Annotated in this window: 15 protein-coding genes; 8 read left to right on the forward strand and 7 right to left on the reverse strand. The window is 39.2% G+C overall.

Translation table 11 applies throughout. The features are described from left to right. Positions 1-29 precede the first annotated feature (29 nt). The 4 genes from ACRD69_RS10675 to rpsA all read right to left on the reverse strand — a co-directional run bounded on the left by ACRD69_RS10675 (position 30) and on the right by rpsA (position 6,495). Positions 30-3,101: a SusC/RagA family TonB-linked outer membrane protein gene (locus ACRD69_RS10675; protein ID WP_430815071.1), complete on the reverse strand. Its 3,072-nt coding sequence runs from the start codon at positions 3,099-3,101 to the stop codon at positions 30-32. 245 nt (positions 3,102-3,346) lie between these two features. Next, a complete protein-coding gene (locus ACRD69_RS10680; protein WP_430815072.1) occupies positions 3,347-4,264 on the reverse strand; it encodes a ribonuclease Z in 918 nt (305 codons plus the stop codon). Beyond that, a complete protein-coding gene (locus tag ACRD69_RS10685; protein WP_262327134.1) occupies positions 4,264-4,620 on the reverse strand; it encodes an STAS domain-containing protein in 357 nt (118 codons plus the stop codon). Before ACRD69_RS10685 ends, ACRD69_RS10680 begins: the two co-directional genes overlap by 1 nt. Before the next feature lie 18 nt (positions 4,621-4,638). Next, complete coding sequence (gene rpsA, locus ACRD69_RS10690) at positions 4,639-6,495, reverse strand: 30S ribosomal protein S1 (RefSeq protein ID WP_430815073.1); 1,857 nt, start codon at positions 6,493-6,495, stop codon at positions 4,639-4,641. Positions 6,496-6,849: 354 nt separating this feature from the next. Here rpsA and ACRD69_RS10695 point away from each other — a divergent pair, with 354 nt between their 5' ends. The 5 genes from ACRD69_RS10695 to ACRD69_RS10715 all read left to right on the forward strand — a co-directional run bounded on the left by ACRD69_RS10695 (position 6,850) and on the right by ACRD69_RS10715 (position 12,606). Then, the gene (locus ACRD69_RS10695) at positions 6,850-8,175 is read left to right on the forward strand and encodes a UDP-glucose dehydrogenase family protein (RefSeq protein WP_430815074.1); all 1,326 of its coding nucleotides are present in this window, start codon (positions 6,850-6,852) and stop codon (positions 8,173-8,175) included. An 87-nt stretch (positions 8,176-8,262) separates the two neighbouring features. After that, a complete protein-coding gene (locus ACRD69_RS10700; protein ID WP_430815075.1) occupies positions 8,263-9,207 on the forward strand; it encodes a UDP-glucuronic acid decarboxylase family protein in 945 nt (314 codons plus the stop codon). Positions 9,208-9,392: 185 nt separating this feature from the next. Continuing rightward, positions 9,393-9,953, forward strand: coding sequence for a dTDP-4-dehydrorhamnose 3,5-epimerase (gene rfbC / locus ACRD69_RS10705; protein ID WP_430815076.1), 561 nt, complete (start codon positions 9,393-9,395; stop codon positions 9,951-9,953). Beyond that, positions 9,953-10,822 carry a dTDP-4-dehydrorhamnose reductase gene (gene rfbD, locus ACRD69_RS10710; RefSeq protein ID WP_430815077.1) on the forward strand — a complete coding sequence of 290 codons (870 nt, stop codon included), beginning with the start codon at positions 9,953-9,955 and terminating at the stop codon, positions 10,820-10,822. The genes rfbC and rfbD overlap by 1 nt, the downstream gene beginning before the upstream one ends. Before the next feature lie 35 nt (positions 10,823-10,857). Continuing rightward, positions 10,858-12,606, forward strand: coding sequence for a phospho-sugar mutase (locus tag ACRD69_RS10715; RefSeq protein WP_430815078.1), 1,749 nt, complete (start codon positions 10,858-10,860; stop codon positions 12,604-12,606). Positions 12,607-12,819: 213 nt separating this feature from the next. Here ACRD69_RS10715 and ACRD69_RS10720 read toward each other — a convergent pair whose 3' ends face one another. Beyond that, positions 12,820-14,244 carry an ATP-dependent DNA helicase gene (locus ACRD69_RS10720; RefSeq protein ID WP_430815079.1) on the reverse strand — a complete coding sequence of 475 codons (1,425 nt, stop codon included), beginning with the start codon at positions 14,242-14,244 and terminating at the stop codon, positions 12,820-12,822. 89 nt (positions 14,245-14,333) lie between these two features. Here ACRD69_RS10720 and ACRD69_RS10725 point away from each other — a divergent pair, with 89 nt between their 5' ends. Genes ACRD69_RS10725 through ACRD69_RS10735 form a run of 3 tightly spaced genes read left to right on the forward strand, consistent with a single transcriptional unit; the run spans position 14,334 to position 16,358 of the window. Then, on the forward strand, positions 14,334-14,966 hold the full coding sequence (locus ACRD69_RS10725) for a hypothetical protein (protein WP_430815080.1): 633 nt from the start codon (positions 14,334-14,336) through the stop codon (positions 14,964-14,966). Between the two features lie 7 nt (positions 14,967-14,973). Continuing rightward, entirely contained in the window at positions 14,974-15,828 is an 855-nt protein-coding gene (locus ACRD69_RS10730; RefSeq protein ID WP_430815081.1) for a DUF3822 family protein, read from the forward strand. Continuing rightward, on the forward strand, positions 15,819-16,358 hold the full coding sequence (locus ACRD69_RS10735; protein WP_430815082.1) for an RsmD family RNA methyltransferase: 540 nt from the start codon (positions 15,819-15,821) through the stop codon (positions 16,356-16,358). Before ACRD69_RS10730 ends, ACRD69_RS10735 begins: the two co-directional genes overlap by 10 nt. Positions 16,359-16,409: 51 nt before the next feature. On the opposite strand, the gene ACRD69_RS10740 is transcribed toward ACRD69_RS10735, so the two are convergent. Together ACRD69_RS10740 and ACRD69_RS10745 are read right to left on the reverse strand one after the other, a co-directional pair. Further along, a complete protein-coding gene (locus ACRD69_RS10740) occupies positions 16,410-17,516 on the reverse strand; it encodes a methyl-accepting chemotaxis protein (protein WP_430815083.1) in 1,107 nt (368 codons plus the stop codon). A 391-nt stretch (positions 17,517-17,907) separates the two neighbouring features. Beyond that, positions 17,908-19,455, reverse strand: coding sequence for a beta-N-acetylhexosaminidase (locus tag ACRD69_RS10745; protein ID WP_430815084.1), 1,548 nt, complete (start codon positions 19,453-19,455; stop codon positions 17,908-17,910). Positions 19,456-19,656: the final 201 nt, after the last annotated feature.

Raw genomic sequence — 19,656 nt, forward strand, 5'->3', positions numbered from 1 at the left:
TTTTTTAATATGCAAAATGGAATTACCGCTTAGAAGCTTAGGTTCATGCCAAATGTTATCGTACGTGGTATCGGATAAGTAGCACGATCTAAACCGATAGCCGTTCCATATCCTCCAACCTCAGGGTCATAACCCGTATACTCGGTAAATGTGTACAGGTTCTGACCACTCACATACACCCTTAAAGTCTCTAACTTAAGCTTATTAACAATACTACCCGGCAGGGTATACCCAAGTTGAACATTCTGGATCCTCAGGAAAGAACCATCTTCCACGTAACGACTTGAGATACGTGTATTGTGAGAATCTTTGGCATTCATACGCGGATGACGGGGATCATTTGTGGACCCAGCACCTGTCCAACGATTCAGCATCTCCTTGCTATTATTCCAGTAGGCCATCGAACTCAATTGATAGTAACCCGGACCATTATACACATCTATACCATAAACTCCATTAAGCAAAAAGCTAAAGTCAATTCCTTTGTAAGACACATTACCATTGATCGCATAGGTGAATTCAGGTATTGGACTACCAATAAAATCATAGTCATATACACCATCACCATCGGCATCACGATAGCGAATATCACCTGGTTTCACACTTGACGGCACGCCATCAGCAGCATTTTTGTAATATTCATTGATCTCATCCTGTGTCTGAAATAATCCTTCAGCCACAAGGCCATAAAAGTTTGATATCGGACGACCAACAACAGTGCGGTTAACAAAACCCGAACTACGGAAATCATTATCATCAACATGAGTAGAAGAACCCAAACTAACAACCTCATTATTAATTGTTGTAACATTTCCCCCAAGCGAATATTCAACTTGTCCGATTTTACTTCTCCAATTCAATTCAAGTTCCATACCGGTATTTTCCATTTCACCGGTATTTTGCCACGGATAATCAACAATACCGGTTTGCGAAGGCGTTGGTGGTGTCAACAGCATATCGCGGGTATTTTTAATGTAATATTCCGCACTACCAGAAAGCTTCCCTCTGAAAAACCCAAAGTCCAGTCCTACATTGGTTGACTCAACAGTCTCCCACATAATTTCATTATTACCAATACTATTAAATGCAGTACCACTTGTAATAACCTGAGGATTCCCAAATACATAATTCTGCCCCGCTGAGGCTGTAGTAGTCTGACGGTATGGCGTTAACGCCGCCTGGTTACCAATCTGCCCCCAACCTGCACGAAGTTTTAAATTACTGATCCAATCCACACCTTCCATAAAGCTCTCTTCAACAATACGCCACCCGGCAGAAAATGAAGGATAATACCCCCACTTTTCAGCATCACCAAATTTAGATGAGCCATCAGCCCTGAAGTTAACCGTCAGTAAATAACGCCCTCCATAAGAATAATTTAAACGCGCCAGGTACGATATCTGATTATCTTCTATAAAAGAACCATAGGTATTACCCTGATGGGCATTCCTTGAATTATCAATAATTCTGTAATCCTCATCATCTGTTGGGAAATCGGTAACGGTAATTCCATCATATTCGTACTTACGTTTCAGGTACTCTGTTCCTATCATAGCAGATACATCATGATTAGAATTAAACGTTCTGCTATAATTCAGCGTATTTGACCAGGTCAAAAGCGTACCGCGATCATGCCCTTTTGCCAGACTATTCATTTCATTTCTGTCAGTTAGCGAAACAAAATAGATTGGATTATAGGTATCGTCCTCATTAAACGACAGATCAGCACCAAAATTGGTTTTAAAAACCAAACCCTTCAAAAGATTAACATTGGCATAAACATTACCCAATACTCTAAACTCTTCTCTGTTATCATTGGTATTGTCAATTGCAGCCACAGGGTTATTCACCTGGTTGTTTGAAGCAGCATACGAACCATCTTCATTATAAACCGGCGTAACCGGCTCCATATTAAGAGGCGTGATCAATAAGTTATTCCATTCATCACCTTCCAAAACAGTTGACTGATTGGAGTTGGTAACAGAAATATTTTCACCAATAGTTAACCAATCCTTGACTTTATGCTCTGAGTTAACACGTACCGAAAGTCGGTTATACTCCGTATTATTGATAATACCTTCCTGATCGAAGTATTGACCACTGATAAAATAAGTACTTTTCTCCGTACCTCCTGAGAATGATAAGTCATAGCTTTGAATAGGCGCATTCTCATTTGTCACGGCATCCAGCCAATCAGTTCCTTTTCCCAGCGCTGCAGGATCCGGATAATCAGGCTCCATTCCGGCAGCCAAACGCGCTTCATTATTTAGCATCGCCCACTCACTGGCAGTAGTTAATTCTGGTGTATGCCTGAAATTTTGCACACCATAATAGCCGCTAAAGGCTACCTTCCCTTGTCCGGCAACACCTTTTTTAGTGGTAATAATAATTACACCATTTGCTCCACGAGAACCATAAATAGCCGAGGCTGAGGCATCTTTCAACACCTGCGTCGATTCAATGTCCTTTGAATTAAGGTGTGAGATATCATCCATCATCATACCATCAACAACATACAATGGTGTTGTATTACTTAAAGAACCTAATCCCCTGATGGTCACATTGGGAGTGGAACCTGGCGTACCCGATCCCTGCGTTACAGTTACACCGGCAATCTGACCTTGCAAAGCCTGTTCCACAGAAGCCACATCACGCTTTACTAACTCTTCTGATTTAACAGATGATATAGCCCCGGTAACATCAGATTTCTTCTGAATACCATAGCCAACGACCACCACTTCATCCAAATCAGTTACATCCTCTTCTAGAATAACATTAAAGTTGTTTTGACCAGCTACTGCTATCTCCTGTGCTTTGTACCCGATAAAACTAATTAACAAAACATCTGCCTCCTGGACAGACAATGTAAAATTACCATCAATATCCGTAATGGTTCCGTTTGTCGTTCCTTTAACAGAAACATTAACTCCAGGCAATGATTCGCCGGTCACATCAACCACATTACCTGTTATAGTTTTTTGACCTTGTGCAAACACTTGCACTGCCGAAGAAAGCAATGCCAATAATGCAAAAAACATTAAACGCCTGCCAATTCTCATCACACCACCTCTAAAGGCGTGACTAATCGGATTTTCATTCATTTGATCTAATTTTGGTTAAACGATATTTCAAATTAAAAATCAATACAAATATGAATGAATCATTTTTATAATGCAAGCGTTTGCATTGTTTATTTTATCCATGCAACTGAAGGATGCGAAGATAATATCACCGCAAAGCAGAGCCAATAAAGGATACGATACGTATCGATTATTTACATTTTTTTACAATTTGAGATCAATAGCATTTAGGAGGCATTACATAGGAATGCATAAAACCATACTTTCTAACGCTCTATCGTGTAGGTTTGATTATCAGAAACCAAGACAGTAGCATCAAATACACTTTTTGCCTCAGACAATAGTGGAGTTAAATCTTTATAGCGACTAGAAAAATGCCCTAAAAGCAATTTTCCCACACGGGCATCGCGTGCTATTGTCGCCGCTTGCTTAGCTGTTGTATGACTGGTTCGTTTCGCGAGATCCTTTAACTCATGAAGAAAAGTGGCTTCATGGTACAACAGATCCACATCTTCGATTACAGGTATAACACGCCGATAATAGCGCGTATCCGAACAGAAAGCATAAGAACACGACTTGGGAGCTGGAATCATCAATTCCTCACCCGGCACAGGAACACCATCTTCACCAATAAACTCCTGCCCATCTTTTATTGCTACAATTTCGGGAACGGTTAACTGATACTTCTCAATGGCTTCTTTGCGAATATTAGCCTGCTTTTGCTTCTCTTGAAATAAAAAGCCACAGGTTGGCACCCTGTGAGATAGAGGAAATGACTTTACAACAACCTTTTTATCTTCATAAATAACTTTTGGCTCATCATAAGTCAGTTCACTAAATACGATCTGATAAGGTAAATCAGCACAAAAATACTCCAGATGTGGCTGCATTAAACCTTTTAGATCTTCATGTGCGTGTATCGTCAAAGCCTTACGCCTCCCTAACAAGCCAAATGTTGATATTAAACCGATCAGTCCGAACACATGATCTCCATGAAGATGAGATAAGAAGATATGGTTGATTTTGGAGAAATTGATTTTATTACGACGCAACTGCATTTGCGTACCCTCTCCACAGTCAATTAAAAAAAACCGCTCAGATACGCGTAGTATCTGAGCGGTAGGATATCTATCCGATGTTGGTAATGCTGAATTACTACCAAGAATGGTTAATGATAAAGACATTAAATTGCTTCAATGGCTTTACGGATCATTTGAATACCATCCTCTAAAGATGGTGCTATATTCAAGACCGAATCCAACTGCGACACTGAGATCAAACGCTCAACTGCCGGCTGCAATCCTGCCAATACAAATACACCATCAGCATTTTTACACAAACGATTTGCAACTAAGATCGCACTCAAACCAGACGAATCACAGTAGTTACACTTCCCCAGGTCGAGCAAAATATTTTTCTCACCGTTACCTGATAATAGTACCAATTCTGATTTTAAGGTTGGAGCCACATGTGTATCCATCTTCTCTTTCAGAACCTGAACTAGTGTAAAATCATCTAATTTATCAATCTTGAAGTCCATATATCGTTGGTTTTTAACTTATTCTTTGTCTGCTTCAGGTTTTCCTTCGTTAGCTTCCAATTGATTTTTCAACGCAGCTAATTCAGAAATATCTCCTAAAGTAGTCTTTTCTAAGTTATCATTCAACTTCTTCACACCTTTTTTAGTTGCTTTTGATGCAGCTTTCTTAGCAGCTACTTCTTCTGATTTGTTAGCATCTTCAAAAGTACGTGAGTGAGAAAGGATGATACGCTTAGCACCTTTATTGAACTCAATTACTTTAAAATCAAGTTTTTCATCTACTTTAGCAGGCGCTCCGTCTTCCTTCACCAAGTGACGAGGAGTAGCGAAACCTTCAACACCATACTGTAATGCAATTACGGCACCTTTGTCGAAAATGTCAACAATTGTTCCTTCGTGAATTGAATCAACAGTGAAAATTCCTTCGAATACATCCCATGGATTCTCTTCTAGTTGCTTGTGACCAAGGCTTAAACGACGGTTTTCCTTGTCGATTTCAAGCACTACAACTTCAATTGAATCACCTATAGCTGTAAATTCTGCAGGGTGCTTAATTTTCTTAGTCCATGAAAGGTCTGAAATATGGATCAAACCGTCAATTCCTTCTTCGATTTCTACAAATACTCCGAAGTTAGTGAAGTTACGAACAGTAGCAGAATGCTTGCTACCAACAGCATATTTCTCTTCAATTTTCTCCCATGGATCAGCCTTAAGCTGCTTGATACCAAGTGACATTTTGCGCTCGTCGCGGTCCAAAGTCAATACCATAGCTTCAACTTCATCACCCACTTTTAAGAAGTCTTGTGCGCTTCTCAAGTGCTGTGACCATGACATTTCTGATACGTGAATAAGACCTTCAACACCAGCTGCGATTTCAACAAACGCACCATAGTCAGCCATTACAACCACTTTACCTTTAACAATGTCACCAACTTTCATTTCTGCATCCAATGAATCCCATGGATGAGCTGTCAATTGCTTCAATCCAAGAGCAATACGCTTCTTCTCATCATCAAAATCAAGGATTACAACGTTCAATTTCTGATCTAACTGAACGATTTCTTCCGGATGATTTACGCGCCCCCAAGAAAGGTCAGTAATGTGAATCAATCCGTCTACGCCACCAAGGTCGATGAATACACCGTAAGATGTGATGTTCTTAACAGTTCCTTCAAGAACCTGACCTTTTTCAAGCTTAGAAATAATATCTTTTTTCTGCTGCTCAAGCTCAGCCTCAATAAGCGCTTTGTGAGATACAACAACGTTTTTGAACTCAGGGTTGATCTTAACAACTTTGAATTCCATTGTTTTACCTACGTACATATCATAGTCGCGAATTGGCTTAACATCAATTTGAGAACCTGGTAAGAAAGCTTCGATACCAAATACGTCAACGATCATACCACCTTTAGTACGACACTTGATGTAACCCTTGATAACTTCATCGTTATCCAACGCTTCGTTTACTCTGTCCCATGAACGTAAAGCACGTGCTTTTTTGTGTGAAAGAACAAGCTGTCCTTTTTTGTCTTCCTGGCTCTCAACGTAAACTTCTACTTTATCGCCTACTGCTAACTCAGGATTGTAACGGAATTCGTTACGACTAACGATACCATCCGATTTGAAACCAATGTTAATTACAACCTCACGCTTTGTAAGAGTAATAACCTCACCTTCAATAACTTCTTTTTCAGAAATAGTAGATAATGTTTTATCATACATTTCTGCCAACTCTTCTTTTGAAGCACCGGCTCCTACAACGTCACCTGCTTCATAGCTATCCCAATCAAAATCTTCCATTGGTACGTTAGCTACCGTTTCCTTTACTTCAGGAGCATTTTCCTGCTCCTCAGCATTTACTTTTTCTTCTGCCATTTTTGTTTAAATCTTTAATAACTAGTAGTTAGACATTATATTGAAAAAAATCGCTGCAAAAGTAGAAACTTTTTTCCATGTAAAAAAGCTTCAGAACAAATAAACAGCAAGACATAAAAATAAGGCGGATAAACGCTTACGTCAAGTGAGGAAATTTACTCCTTTTTTAAGGCCTCATTTATAAGGTGTCATTCGGCACCAAACAATAGAGACATATATTATATAACACTTATATAATAGGTCATAACTATCAATAAAAATTATACTTTTGGCTTTTGTATTAAATGAATTATAATAGTACTTTCATTGCTGAATAAACTTGGCTTGAAACATCTAAGATAAAAATTAAGACATATGAAAATTTCAATTGTTGGAACTGGTTACGTAGGATTGGTAACCGGCACATGTTTTGCCGACACCGGTATTAATGTTACATGTGTTGATATCGATAAAGATAAAATCGACAAATTAAAGAAAGGTATCATTCCAATTTACGAACCAGGACTTGATCAAATGGTTCTTAAAAATGTTGAAAAAGAAAGATTACACTTTACAACCAGCCTAAAAGAGAGCCTGGAACATTCAGAAGCGATCTTCATCGCAGTAGGAACACCTCCCGGTGAAGATGGCAGTGCCGATTTAAGCCACGTGCTTGAAGTGGCTCGTCAAATAGGCAGACACATGAACAACTACCTGGTTGTTGTAACCAAAAGTACTGTACCTATTGCAACTGCTAAAAAAGTTAAAGCTGCCATTCAGGATGAACTGGAGAAAAGAGGTGTTGAATTAGATTTTGACGTGGCGTCCAATCCTGAATTCCTTAAAGAAGGTAACGCCATCGAAGACTTCCTGAAACCCGACAGGATTGTTGTTGGCGTTGAGTCGGAACGAGCTGAGAAACTGATGAGCAGACTTTATAAACCTTTTGTATTAAATGGTCACCCTATCCTGTTTATGGATATTCCATCAGCAGAGATGACAAAATATGCTGCCAATGCCATGCTGGCAACGAAAATCAGTTTTATCAATGACATTGCTAATTTATGTGAAATCGTCGGTGCCGATGTAAACAATGTAAGACGCGGTATTGGTTCTGACTCACGAATAGGCAATAAATTTATATATGCCGGTGCGGGTTATGGCGGTTCTTGTTTCCCTAAAGACGTTAAAGCTATCATCAAAACAGCACAGCTCAACAACTATAATCTCCGCATTTTGGAAGCGGTAGAAAACGTAAACGATGATCAGAAAAAAGTAATTATTAGCAAAATAAAGACTCATTTTCCTGACATTAAAGGGAAAACATTTGCCATGTGGGGACTTTCCTTTAAGCCTCATACCGACGACATGCGCGAAGCTCCTTCTGTGGTTATAGCAAAAACACTTGTTGAACTGGGAGCGAAAGTTAAAGCTTATGATCCGGTAGCAATGGATGAAGCCAGACACATACTTGGCGATGCCATTTCTTATGGTGAAGACCAATATGATGTTCTTATCGATGCTGATGCATTAATCCTTATTACTGAATGGCCCGAGTTTAGAGTGCCTAACTATAAAGTAATGGATAAACTACTCAAGCAAAAAGTAGTATTTGACGGCCGCAACATCTATGAACCTGCTGAAATGAAAGAATTCGGATATACCTATTATAGCATTGGCCGACCTGCTATTTGCGAATAAGCATATAAAATTGAAAGCCTGAAAGCCTATAATTAACTTTCAGGCTTTATCGTGTCTAAACAAAACATCAGTCCATAATCATACATCATGAAGAACAGAGTATTAATAACAGGAGGTGCAGGGTTTATTGGTTCACACCTATGCGAAAGGTTGTTAAATGAAGGCAACGAAGTTATTTGCATGGATAACTATTTCACAGGTTCCAAAGAGAATGTCGTTCATTTAATGGATAATCCGTACTTTGAGCTTATTCGCCACGATGTGACACATCCCTATTTCGTTGAAGTAGACCAAATATACAATCTGGCCTGTCCCGCATCACCTGTTCATTATCAGTACAACTCAATTAAGACCATTAAAACATCTGTAATGGGTGCTATCAATATGCTTGGATTGGCTAAACGAATCAAAGCACGCATATTACAAGCTTCAACAAGTGAAGTGTACGGTGACCCTCTTGTGCATCCACAAACAGAAGATTACTGGGGCAATGTAAATCCTATTGGTATTCGCTCTTGTTATGATGAAGGTAAACGATGTGCCGAAAGTTTGTTTGTCAATTATCATCAGCAAAATGATGTAGATATACGAATAATCCGCATTTTCAACACCTATGGTCCCCGAATGAATCCTAATGATGGACGTGTTGTGTCCAACTTCATTGTCCAGGCTTTAAAAGGAGAAGATATTACCATATTTGGCGATGGTAAACAAACCCGAAGCTTCCAGTATGTTGATGATTTAGTTGAGGGAATGATGCGAATGATGAATAATGATGATTTCACAGGACCAGTTAACATAGGTAACCCTAATGAATTCACCATGTTAGAGCTCGCTAAAAACGTCATTGAGCTGACCAATTCCAAATCAAAACTGGTGTACCTTCCTCTACCTGCTGATGATCCTTTACAAAGAAAACCGGATATCAACCTGGCAAAAGAAAAACTGAATGACTGGGAGCCTAAAGTACAATTAAGAGAAGGATTAAAACACACAATCGCATATTTCGACGAGTTATTAAAAAAAGGATAGGAATAAAAGACCGATTCATTCCGATTATAATACTATTACAACGGAGAGAAATGATAATTAAGCAACATTAACACTGCTTTAGTTTTAATTTGTTAATTCATTAAGGAATACACTTATTATCTTCCTATATTTGTACATTCATAGTTTTATACCGTGAGTCAACCCAATAACAAATTGTTATTTATATGGAAATTATAAAAACAGACATACCCAACTTATTAATTATTAAACCGGAGGTGTATAGCGACCCCAGAGGCTTCTTTTTGGAATCGTACACTCAAAACAGATACAAGGAAGCCGGCATAGGCGCTAACTTTATTCAGGATAACATATCCAAGTCAACATATGGTGTTATTCGGGGTTTACACTACCAGTTAGCACCCTATTCTCAATCCAAACTAATTCATGTTCTTGAAGGTAAAGTGCTGGATGTGGCCGTTGACCTGCGCAAAAACTCCCCAACATTCGGACAACATTTTGCTGTTGAACTATCTGCTGAAAACAAGATGCAATTCTTCATCCCCCAGGGTTTTGCACATGGCTTTTCAGTTTTAAGTGAAACAGCAATCGTCACATACAAGTGTGACAACTATTACAGTCAGGAAGCTGAGCGAGGTATCGCCTATAATGACGCCAGCCTGAATATTGACTGGAAAATACCAGCTGACAAAGCCATCATCTCATCTAAGGACAGTATTCTGCCATCATTTGAAGAAGCAGAACACAATTTTGTTTACGGCATATAATGAAACAAGTACTTGTAATAGGTTCAGAAGGGCAGTTAGGCACAGAAATTAAAGACAGATGCACAAAACTTTCTGACCTGCAATTCACATTTACATCACTTGAAACACTTGATGTAACCGACACACAGGAATTAACAGCCACCATCAGATCAAAAGCATACAGCTACATTGTTAATTGCACTGCATACACTGCTGTTGATAAGGCTGAGAGTGAGCAGGAACTGGCGCGAAAAATAAATACAGTTGCGGTTGAAAAAATTGGAGAAGCCGCAAAAAGCATCGGTGCCAAGGTCATTCATGTATCAACTGATTATGTGTTCGACGGAAAAAATCATTTCCCATACAAGGAAGAAGCTCAAACATCAGCTCAATCGGTTTACGGTGAAACAAAGCTGGAAGGAGAAAAGCGCTTACTGAATGCCAACCCTGACTCTGTCATAATCCGAACCTCATGGCTTTACTCTGCTCACGGAAATAATTTTGTTAAAACCATGATTCGACTCGGACTAGAGCGTGATGAATTAGGTGTTATTTACGACCAGATCGGCACGCCAACGTATGCCGGAGATCTGGCTGATGCCATTTTACACATAATAGAGTCAGACTACAAGCTTCAATTTCCATTTACTGCCGGCATTTATCATTACAGTAACGAAGGAGTTGCCAGTTGGTATGATTTTACACTTGCTATTCTGGAAAAAATGAACATATCTTGCAAGGTAAAAGCAATCGAAACAAAGGATTACCCAACACCGGCTCCAAGGCCGCATTACAGTGTTCTTAACAAGTCAAAGATCAAAGCTGTTTACAATATTGAAATCCCTTATTGGAGAGACAGTTTGGATGTATGCTTATCAAAGATGAAATAAATCAGATTATCTAACACACCACAAATAATACAAAAATGCAAAATCAGGATGTACTAAATGCTGTTGTTAAAAAAGCTCAGGAGTGGCTTGACGGCAACTACGATGCTGAAACAAAGGCTGCCATCAAAACAATGATGGACAAAGAAGATAAAACAGAATTAATCGACTCTTTCTATAAAGATCTGGAATTTGGTACCGGTGGTTTAAGAGGAATTATGGGTGCCGGCTCTAACCGAATGAATATATACACGGTTGGTGCAGCTACCCAGGGACTGGCTAACTACTTGCTTAAAAACTTCAGTGATGTTGAGCAAATTGGAGTTGTTATCGGACACGATTGCCGTAACAACAGCCGCCTGTTCTCTGAAGTTGTAGCTGATATTTTCAGTGCCAATGGCATAAAGGCTTATATGTTTGAAGACCTTCGCCCAACTCCCGAGATTTCTTATGCTATCCGTCAGCTGGGTTGCCAAAGTGGGGTCATCATCACTGCATCGCATAACCCTAAAGCCTATAATGGTTACAAAGCCTACTGGAACGATGGTGCGCAGCTAACTGCACCGCACGATACCAATGTAATTGATGAAGTCAATAATATTGCTTCAATTGATGATATCAAATTCGAAGGTAACAAAGCGCTTATTGAAGTACTTGGCGAAGAGATGGATAACCAATACCTTGAACAGGTAAAGAGCCTTGTATTAGATCAGGATTTAATCGATCGTAATAAAGATTTAAAAATTGTTTACTCACCTATTCATGGAACAGGTGTTAAAATGATTCCGGCAGCATTACGCAAGTGCGGTTTTGAAAATGTGATCAACGTTCCTGAACAGGATGTGGTAAGTGGCGAATTCCCGACGGTTATATCACCAAACCCCGAAGAACCTGCTGCATTAGAAATGGCTTTAAACAAAGCTGAAGAAACCAATGCTGACATTGTTATGGCATCTGACCCTGACAGTGATCGCCTGGGTATTGCTGTTCGTAATGAAAAGGGTGAATTTGTATTGGTTAACGGCAACCAAACAGCTACTCTTCTTACCTGGTACATGCTTAAAAAGTGGAAAGAATCAGGCAAGTTAACGGGAAAAGAGTATATCGTTAAAACCATTGTTACTTCAGAGCTACTGAAAGAAATAGCCATTAAGAACGAAGTAGAATATTTCGATGTATACACCGGCTTTAAGTGGATAGCAAAAGTAATTCGCGAATTGGAAGGCGAGAAAAAATACATTTGCGGTGGTGAAGAATCTTACGGTTTCCTGCCGGGCGATTATGTGCGCGACAAAGATGCAGTTGCAGCTATTACCATCACTGCTGAGATAGCAGCCTGGGCTAAAGACAATGGTAAAACCCTGTTTGATGTTCTTCAGGATATCTACATGGAATATGGTTTCTCAAAAGAGAAAATGATCTATATCGTTCGTGAAGGTAAGTCGGGTGCAGATGAGATCAAACAGTTAATGACTAACTTCCGTACAACGCCACCACAGACATTAGCGGGCGACAAAGTAAGCATCATCAAAGACTATTCAAAGTTAGATGCTTTCCATGTATTGGAGAACAGACACGAAGCTATTGACCTGCCAGGTGAATCTAATGTGCTACAGTTCTTTACCGAGAACGGATACAAAGTTTCAGTACGCCCATCCGGTACTGAGCCTAAGATCAAGTTCTATATGGAAGTTAAAGTACCTATGAACAGTAAGGACGAATTTTATCCTGCCAACGAAAAGGCGGATGCCATTATCGATGATATTGCTAAAGACCTGGGTATATAGGCGACCAATTGCTAAACAATAAACTGAGTGAGTTTTCTGGCTCAGGATAAAATAGTAAGAAAAGTGCCTGACATTTAAGTTTCAAGCAAAGATCGCTAAGAATTGCGCAAAGACGACGAAGTATGTATCAATAGATTTCTATACTTTTCGACCTTTGCGCTTTTTCATTTGTGTTCTTTGCGAGAAATATTTTTTTTAGGATATTATTCTTTATTAATCTTCGAAAAACTCATCTTTAAAATTAACGAGGTACACCCGCTCAGTTGCACGTGTAACAGCTGTATATAACCACCTGAAATAAGCGGTTCCCATTTGTTCCTCCGGAATATATCCCTGATCGATAAAAACGGCTTTCCACTGCCCACCCTGGGACTTATGACAGGTCATGGCATAAGCATATTTCACCTGCAAGGCATTATAATAGGGATTCTCTTTTACCTTTTCATACTTCTTGCGTTGTGATTTCTCATCTTCGTAATCTTCCATCACATTGCGAAAAAAAGCTTCCTGTTCTTCCTTGGAGAAACCTGCGGTATCAGTATGCAGGGCATCAAGAATAATTTTTACATCAATTTCGAGATGCTCATAATCGGTTAAACGAAGCGTAACATTGGCAAAGCGTCTGTCATATAATTCTTCGTAGCCATTAATTCGTACAACTTCTGCAATATCGCCATTGGCTATAAAGTCAGCTTCTTTACTGTCTTTTAACCAATGGTAGTTATTCTTCATTATTAAAAGATGATCCGTAACAGTCAGTTCTTCCTCCCGGTATAATATACTGCCACGTATACCCTTATTAAACAGGTTGGCCCGCTTATTTGATCGGCATACAACCAGCGTTTCATCAAGTCCGTAGTTCTCCTGACACCAGTTGAGTTCATCAATCAGCTCCTCACCCGTTACGCGCTTAAAATCGGGATAGCCGGTTGCTTCCAGTGCCGGATATGTCGGTTCAAACAAACCTTCATCAAGCATAAAACGAAGTTTTGTGGCATTATATAATATACCACTGTCCTCCTCCTGACGAACCACCTCGCTTAAAAAGTAATCGCGAACCTGCATTCCAAGGCTCTCCAGGTAGAGCTTGTCCAAAGCAGGACTTTCCTCAAACCCTACAGGTGGCAACTGTGCCACATCACCAATAATGACCAGTTTACACCTGTTCTGAGCAAACACAAAGTTTAACAGATCTTCCAGTAAACGCCCGGTACCAAACATGGTATAGTCCATGCTGCTATTTGATATCATTGAAGCCTCATCGACAATAAATATGGCATCTTTTGATTTGTTATAGTTTAAGTTAAATGAACCAAAATCATCGTTGGATGACTGTCGCCTGTAAATAAGTTTATGAATGGTGTATGCGGGTTTTTGAGTATAACTGCTTAATACTTTTGCCGCCCGTCCTGTAGGTGCCATTAACTGACATGGAATTTTTAATTCTTCCAGTACATCAGTAAACGCTTTCATTAATGACGTTTTACCGGTTCCGGCATATCCTTTTACCAAACATACCGAAGGTGAAGTCTCGTCCATTATAAATTCACCCAATCCATCAATCAATTGTTGCTGCGAATTGGTTGGATTGAAAGAAAATTTCTCATTAATTAAGCTTGATATATGATTATTTAGCATTTTTAAGATAGATAAAAGCTATTTGAAAACCGTAGTTTGATTTTTTTTTTAAATTTGTGACTTCAAACTAAAACAAAAATCCGAAGATAATGAAAACAGTTATTCAGATTGTTCTTACTATTGCAATTATCGCGCTAGGTTACTTCTGTGTTGAAAGTATTCAAAAACCAATTCGTTTTCAAGAGCAACATGCTCTAAGAAAAGATGCGAATGTTGAAAAGTTAATGTATACCAGAGATGCACAGGTAGCTTATAAATCTGTTTATAATAAATATACAGGTAGCTATGATACATTGATCAATTTCATCATGAATGACTCGCTTCCATTGGTTAAAAAAGAAGGTAGTTTAACTGATAGCATGCGAGCTGAAGGTATGACAGAGATTAAAGCATTAGCTCTTGGTATTATTAGCCGTGATACAATTCGTGTAAGTGTAAAAGACTCTTTATTCCCTGCTGGATATCCTGTTGATTCATTGAAGTACATTCCATTTATCGAAGGTGGAAAGATGTATGAAATGGGTGCAGGTGTCGTAGTAACAGGTTCTGGTGTTAAGGTACAGGTGTTCGAAGCCAAAGTACACAACAACATTTACCTTGCTGGCCTTGAAGCTCAGGAAGTGATTAACCTTAACGATAAGACTGAGAAGTTGGAAAGATATCCTGGTCTTAAAGTAGGTTCATTAGAATCTGCCAACAATAACGCAGGTAACTGGGAATAATAGTTTTATGACCAAGACATACGTTGTAGATCAGTCATTTGACTCAAGTATTACAACATCGTATTTTTTGTCCATCCGATCTTCTTCGGGTGGACTTTCTTTTTGTGTACTTGATCCTGTAACAAACACATATATTGCGTTTGCCAATATTCCATTTGTTGACACCAGCAATGATAATATTAAAACACAGGAAGTACTCCTAAAAGAAGAATTGCTTCAATTACCCTATAAAAAGGTATTCTTTTTATACGATTCGCCTAAGGCAACACTGGTACCGTCGGCATTATACGACAGCAACAAACACAGCGAGCTGTTCAACCTCAATCATTCAGGTTCGGAAGAGCCCTATGAATTAGTCGCTCAAAAAATAAAGATGGCTGATGCCTGGAATATCTGCAGTATTCCTCAATTTATGTACCACCTGGTTAAAACACAGTTCGACAGCATTGAATTTTACCAGCATTACTCACCTTTTATTGAGTCTTGTTTGATTAGCAGTCAGTTAAAGAAGAAAGAGCTTAACATGCATATTGCTGTTCATGATAAATTCTTTGACCTGTTGGTAATCAAGGAGCGTAAAATGATTTTGTGCAATTCATATGCCTATGCTAATGTCAATGACTTCCTGTATTTTGTATTGTTTACTTTTGAACAATTAAAGCTGGAAGCTGAAACAACCAATGTCATAGTGCATGGTCTTGATGATAAGCAAAACCCTCTTTATAAAGAGTTAAAAAACTACCTTCGCCAAGCCAAAATGAGTGCTCCAACGCCTCATTTCAAATTTAGCAATCACATGCGAATAAAGGAAGGTGATAAACTTGTATTCCATAACTTATTTAATCTGCCAATATGCGTATAATCAGCGGTTCATTAAAAGGAAGACGTTTTTCGCCACCTAAAAGCTTTTCGGCCCGACCTACCACCGATATTGCCAGGGAAAGTTTATTTAACGTTCTAAACAACCGCATCGACTTTGATGACCTGTCTGTTCTGGACCTTTTTGGTGGAACAGGGAGTATTTCGTATGAGTTTGCATCGCGCGGATGTGAGGCAATAACTACAGTAGAGCTAAACTTTAAGCACTTCAGCTATATTAAATCAATGGTAAAAGAGTTTAAGCTCGAAAATGCAATTGGTGTTATTAAAGCCGATGTATTTAAGTTTATCAAGAAATGCAGCTTTAAATATGACCTTGTATTTGCCGATCCTCCATTTGATTTAAAAGACTTTGAAACCATTCCTGCACGCTTCTTTGAAAACAGTCTGCTCAAAGAAGACGGTGTGTTTATTCTTGAACACTCAGATAAGATGAGCTTTGAAGATCACCCTAATTTCAATGAAGTTAAAAAATACGGAAAAGTACATTTCTCATTCTTTACAGATAAATAAAAGCATTGTTGGTTGATGTCCTCAACCAACAATATTCTCAATATCCATCTCTTATAACTTAAAAAAGGAAATAGACGCTTTTAGATTATTAGCCTGTTGCGTTAACTCTTCAGAGCTGCTCGCCATTTCTTCGGCAGCGGCCGAATTTTGCTGTGTCATGGCATTTAGTTGCTGAATGGCACCATTAACCTGGTCAACACCATTGTTCTGCTCAAAGCTGGCTGCCGCAATTTCATGCACAAGGTTGGCGGTTTTATCAACCTTGGGTTTCATATCGTTCAATAAGAGGTTGGCCTCATCTGTCTGCTCTTTGGTAACTTCTGCTGTTTGTAAAATATCATCTGCAGCCTTTTTACTGTTCTCGGCCAGCTTACGTACTTCGGCAGCAACAATGGCAAAACCACGTCCCATTTCACCTGCCCTGGCCGCCTCAACAGCAGCATTCAATGCCAGTATATTGGTTTGCATGGCTATATCGTTAATAACCGTCATCTTTTCGGAAATATTCTGAACAGCCAGGTTACTCTCATTTGATACCCGTGTTACATCAGCAATGCTATTGGATGATTCCTCTGCTATAGCCGACGTTTCTTTGGCATTATCAGAGTTACTGGCAATATTGCCGGCTATCTCCTCCATGGTTGACGATACTTCTTCCAAAGAAGAAGCCTGCTCATTAGAACCGGCAGACAACTCTTCAGCGGCATGACTTAACTTATTACTGGCTTCAAGCAGTACCTCAGAGCCGGTTCTGATCTCCAACATTACCTCCTTAAGTTTATCCGATAAATGAACAACAGCATTATTAAGTACCCCCAGTTCATCTTTTGATTCTGTCTTAACGGCTTTTACATTCAGATTTCCATTTGACAGATCATCCAGCTCTTTGATCGCATCCACCAATGGTTCCTTAAGAACTTTATTGATGTATCTGAATAAGAAAATACCCAACACAACATTAAAAGGTGTGACAACATATTGCCAAAACGAAGCTCCATAAAACTCAATCGTCTTCATAAACACCACAAAAATGGTAAATGAAACCATCCACATACTAAACTTAAACATGATCGACTTTTTAAAGATCAATCGCAGAATAACGATAGCAATTGGAATAGTTACAGCCGTTTTAATAAGCTCAATCAATAAATCACTCATAATAAAATCTTTCCTTTATTTTTTTCCCTTTATATACTCCTTACAAGCCGAAAACAAACCCCGAGTCGCAGCTATTTTTCATCGCACTAACCCACCAATACATCAAGTATGCATGATATGTAATTACGCATAGTATATAGCCTCAATACCAGATTTTACAGGAGTTCCCTTAATCTATCTAACGTGTGTAAACGCAGATAGTTTTTTGGGAATTGTCAAATAGAATTAAAAAACGTTAATAGCCGAAGCCGACTTCCAGCCAGCATTTCTCTCTAACTCATCGAGGACTATCCTTCATTGTATATCATCATCCTTTGAATCAGAGCAAACAAAAAAAGGTTCGCAATATAAACTGCGAACCTTTTAATATATACTTATACTATCCTGTTAGTTACTCTACATTCCAGGGTATTAAACTGGACTTATAAAAATCAACACCCTTAGCTTTCAGGCGTTGTCCATGGTCAGCCAATCGTTGCTTATAGCTATTCCAATCGCGATGCTCAGGCTTTGACCAGCCCAACTCTGCATGCCCGATCAGGCGTGGGAAAACGAGGTATTCAATATCATCCATCGTTTCAACGGTTTCTGTCCATAGGGGAGACTCCAGACCAAGGATATTTTCCTTATCTATTCCTTCAACTAAAGTCTCCGGATGCCAGTTGTAGGCCTGATCCACTTCTATCAGTGCCGCCCAGTCCAAACCTATGTGCGTTGTAGAATCATATTTCATATCAAGGTACATGCGTTTTGATGGTGACAACAACACCTTGGCTCCTTTTTCAACACCCATCACTGCGTTCTTATCCTTGGCCCAATATTGTACCACATCAGAAGCATCAATAGCAGCATGTGCGATCTCATCCCACCCGATCATGATTTTATTGTACTTCGCTACAATCTCTTTTGTACGATTTATAAAGTAGACGTAATCATCTTCCTTAGTTACGTGTGACTCATCACCTCCTATGTGAATATAAGGTCCCTCAGTGATTGCAGATAACTCACGGATAACATCATCGACAAATTGATAGGTCACTTCTTTACGGGTGGCCAAAGTACTGAATCCAACCTTCGTTCCAGTGTACAGTTCAGCTTTCTTTTTTGTGCCATTCAATTCAGGATAGGCCACAACTGCAGCATTTGTATGCCCGGGCATATCAATTTCAGGTACAACAGTTACAAATCGTTCTCCGGCATAGGCTACAATTTCTTTAAACTGCTCCTGGGTGTAGAAACCGCCTTCACCTCCACCAACTTGAGTCTGACCACCAACCGATGTTAACTTAGGCCACGACTTTATTTCAATTCGCCAGCCCTGGTCATCGGTTAAGTGTAAGTGCAGCACATTGATCTTATAAGCAGCTGCCAGATCAATCACACGCTTAACATCATCAACTCCAAAGAAATGACGCGATACATCTAACATGACACCACGATATTCATATTGCGGATAATCCACAATACTGCCCGTTGGTATAATCCAGCCAGCCTTTTCTCCATTATGTTTTACAATAGCCTGGTCAATGGTTTGTATACCTCTGAACAGTCCGGCAGGTCCATTGGCCTTCAGCACTATCGTATGCTCGCCGATATTCAAGTCATAAGCCTCATCATTTGCCAGCTTTGTTTCTGAATCAATTGCCAGGTAAATTCCCTTTGCAGGTGCTTTGTCGCTTTTCTCAACCTTAAGCGTTAAGCCCGTTACTGATTCAATCTGCTGTGATAATAAAGAAGCTAGTTTATCTGTGCCGGCATTATCCTGGATATAAATCGTTGTTTTTTCACTTACTAAATAGGAAGAACCATTGGCCTTTAATTTAACGGGCGCCGGAATCAAACTGACTTGGCTAAGATCGGCCGGAATTGGCTGATGACAAGATACTCCCAATTGCATTAACAGCCCCATGCTAAGTGCTGCCATTGTTTTTTTAATCATCGTAAATAATTTAAAGTTTATAGGTTTACTCTCTCTTACGTTTTGTAACGCTTCTCAAATATATAAAAACACTTTTGAAACCTTTCTTTTTAAGGCATAAAAAAGCATTTTAATGGATTGTATTCCTGCGGAATTCTTAACTTTTTAACCTCGGAATCATAAAGAATTGAGTTTTCTTTATGATTTCAGCAAAACCAAGAT

Source organism: Carboxylicivirga agarovorans, from assembly GCF_050589845.1.
GTDB classification, from domain to species: Bacteria; Bacteroidota; Bacteroidia; order Bacteroidales; family Marinilabiliaceae; genus Carboxylicivirga; species Carboxylicivirga agarovorans.

What these genes read in the sequence shown, in the direction of transcription:
- ACRD69_RS10675 (WP_430815071.1), bottom strand. Translation starts at nt 3,101, where the DNA reads ATGAATGAAAATCCGATTAGTCACGCCTTTAGAGGTGGTGTGATGAGA.
- ACRD69_RS10680 (WP_430815072.1), bottom strand. Translation starts at nt 4,264, where the DNA reads ATGTCTTTATCATTAACCATTCTTGGTAGTAATTCAGCATTACCAACA.
- ACRD69_RS10685 (WP_262327134.1), bottom strand. Translation starts at nt 4,620, where the DNA reads ATGGACTTCAAGATTGATAAATTAGATGATTTTACACTAGTTCAGGTT.
- rpsA (WP_430815073.1), bottom strand. Translation starts at nt 6,495, where the DNA reads ATGGCAGAAGAAAAAGTAAATGCTGAGGAGCAGGAAAATGCTCCTGAA.
- ACRD69_RS10695 (WP_430815074.1), top strand. Translation starts at nt 6,850, where the DNA reads ATGAAAATTTCAATTGTTGGAACTGGTTACGTAGGATTGGTAACCGGC.
- ACRD69_RS10700 (WP_430815075.1), top strand. Translation starts at nt 8,263, where the DNA reads ATGAAGAACAGAGTATTAATAACAGGAGGTGCAGGGTTTATTGGTTCA.
- rfbC (WP_430815076.1), top strand. Translation starts at nt 9,393, where the DNA reads ATGGAAATTATAAAAACAGACATACCCAACTTATTAATTATTAAACCG.
- rfbD (WP_430815077.1), top strand. Translation starts at nt 9,953, where the DNA reads ATGAAACAAGTACTTGTAATAGGTTCAGAAGGGCAGTTAGGCACAGAA.
- ACRD69_RS10715 (WP_430815078.1), top strand. Translation starts at nt 10,858, where the DNA reads ATGCAAAATCAGGATGTACTAAATGCTGTTGTTAAAAAAGCTCAGGAG.
- ACRD69_RS10720 (WP_430815079.1), bottom strand. Translation starts at nt 14,244, where the DNA reads ATGCTAAATAATCATATATCAAGCTTAATTAATGAGAAATTTTCTTTC.
- ACRD69_RS10725 (WP_430815080.1), top strand. Translation starts at nt 14,334, where the DNA reads ATGAAAACAGTTATTCAGATTGTTCTTACTATTGCAATTATCGCGCTA.
- ACRD69_RS10730 (WP_430815081.1), top strand. Translation starts at nt 14,974, where the DNA reads ATGACCAAGACATACGTTGTAGATCAGTCATTTGACTCAAGTATTACA.
- ACRD69_RS10735 (WP_430815082.1), top strand. Translation starts at nt 15,819, where the DNA reads ATGCGTATAATCAGCGGTTCATTAAAAGGAAGACGTTTTTCGCCACCT.
- ACRD69_RS10740 (WP_430815083.1), bottom strand. Translation starts at nt 17,516, where the DNA reads ATGAGTGATTTATTGATTGAGCTTATTAAAACGGCTGTAACTATTCCA.
- ACRD69_RS10745 (WP_430815084.1), bottom strand. Translation starts at nt 19,455, where the DNA reads ATGATTAAAAAAACAATGGCAGCACTTAGCATGGGGCTGTTAATGCAA.